The organism is Candidatus Similichlamydia epinepheli (genome assembly GCF_003056015.1).
Window position 1 is genome coordinate 1 of record NZ_PPEU01000123.1, and the last position, 1,639, is coordinate 1,639.

Annotated in this window: 3 protein-coding genes; 2 read left to right on the forward strand and 1 reads right to left on the reverse strand. The window is 38.8% G+C overall.

All coding sequences use genetic code 11. The annotated features are described in order from the left end of the window. Positions 1-554 (reverse strand): FAD-dependent oxidoreductase (locus GCCT14_RS04750; protein WP_157952632.1); only part of this gene is annotated, 554 nt, incomplete at its 3' end. A gap of 118 nt (positions 555-672) precedes the next feature. Between GCCT14_RS04750 and GCCT14_RS04755 the strand changes: the two genes are divergently transcribed. Together GCCT14_RS04755 and rpmB are read left to right on the forward strand one after the other, a co-directional pair. Next, positions 673-1,089 carry a hypothetical protein gene (locus GCCT14_RS04755; RefSeq protein WP_108624429.1) on the forward strand — a complete coding sequence of 139 codons (417 nt, stop codon included), beginning with the start codon at positions 673-675 and terminating at the stop codon, positions 1,087-1,089. A 138-nt stretch (positions 1,090-1,227) separates the two neighbouring features. Continuing rightward, entirely contained in the window at positions 1,228-1,518 is a 291-nt protein-coding gene (rpmB, locus tag GCCT14_RS04760; protein WP_108624430.1) for a 50S ribosomal protein L28, read from the forward strand. The last annotated feature ends 121 nt before the right edge of the window (positions 1,519-1,639 follow it).

A 1,639-nucleotide genomic window follows, 5' to 3' on the forward strand; every position in this document is an offset into this window, starting at 1 on the left:
AATACTGGGATATACACAATTCCAGAAATTTCTTTTGGAAGTTTTTTGATATTAAGGAGAGCTGTTGAATCTATCAAACGCTCTCCATCAAATGGAACATCCATAGGGTTCCTAGGGACAGAACCGGTTGCTATGACAACAAATTTAGTTTTTACTTCCTCAACTACATTACCGTCGTAAACTATTTCCAAATTGTACTGATCTTTAAACCGAGCTATTCCATGAGTAAAAAAAATACCATTTCGATCAAATTGACTCTTAATTACAGATCGTCTCTCTTCCAGTATATGATACATTCTATCTTGGACATCTAATAATCTAGACTCAGTACTACAACAAGTATTGAACTTGTTTTCATGCCATCGACTTAAGGATACAACTGCATATCTCATTGCCTTAGAAGGCAAAGTCCCAGCATTGAGAGCTCCACCTCCTATATGGTCGCCATCTTCAACAACAAGCACCCTCTTCCCAAGCTTTGCGCCTTGAATCGCAGCTCTTTGTCCGGCAGGTCCCGAACCAATAACTAGCAAATCTACTTCTACTTTTTTCATATATTTTTCTTCCCTCCACTAAGGATCTACCACAAGGACCTCCAAAGGAAGAGTTGCATACTTTAAAATTGAAATTAAAGAAATTACATCAAAAATCTCAGTTATCTGGAAAAAACAAATGAAAAACAAAGATCAAAAAAACATTGAGAAAGCATGGAATGAGTCGATCCAATTATGGAAAAAGCGTTGTCTATTGACTATAGCACGTCCAAACGACCAAATTGAGATGGAATTTGCGTTTAGACTTCAACAATCGTTTCAAAAGAGGTTGAAGTTAGCTATTATGGAAAATGAAAATGAATTGCCGATACTACCAAAGGACCAAATTGAACACCTAGCTTACAAAGATGTGCTTTTACCACCTAAAGACCTTCTTGAGCTATATAAAATTACCTTCTACATGGCATACAACTCAAATAAACCAAATAATCAAAAAGAATCTGTTACAGTTGCTTTAAGAATCATTCGACAACAAAGAAAATTCGCGGAAAAAACTAAAGAAATTCATCAGAGAAAAAATTGGACACCGGTATAGGACTTATTAAAGACAGTTGGCCGAAAGCAAACTGCTCGCCTTGAGTAAAATGAACCAACCCTGTTAGATTCGACGGGTCCTGCTTACATCTTTGCTGCAGGCCCTGTTTTTTTGTTTTCTGGAGCCAAGTTTAGTTTTATGTCTAGAAGGGTTTGCCAAATCACAGGTCGAGCCACTCGTGCCGGCATGTCGTACAGCATGCGAGGTATCGCAAAGAAGAAAAAGGGAATTGGTCTTAAGGTAGCTGGTAAAAGTCGTAGAACCTTCAAGTCTAATGTGCACCGTCAAAGAGTTTGGGTTCCTGAATTAGGTCGGGCTGTTCTTCTTTCTATATCCGCAGCTGGATTACGCACTTTAGAAAAAGTTGGCGCAGGTAAATTATTGCCTCGTTTGCGAAGGAATCCGAACAAAAAGAGAAGACGAGTATAGCGACTCTTCAGAAGGTTATATCTGGAGTCTGGATTCCAGTTCTTGCCAATTCATTCGTAACTATAAGAGCCTCGTCTTCTGTTAACTTCCCGCGTTGTATATCAACGCGCATTTGTTCGCG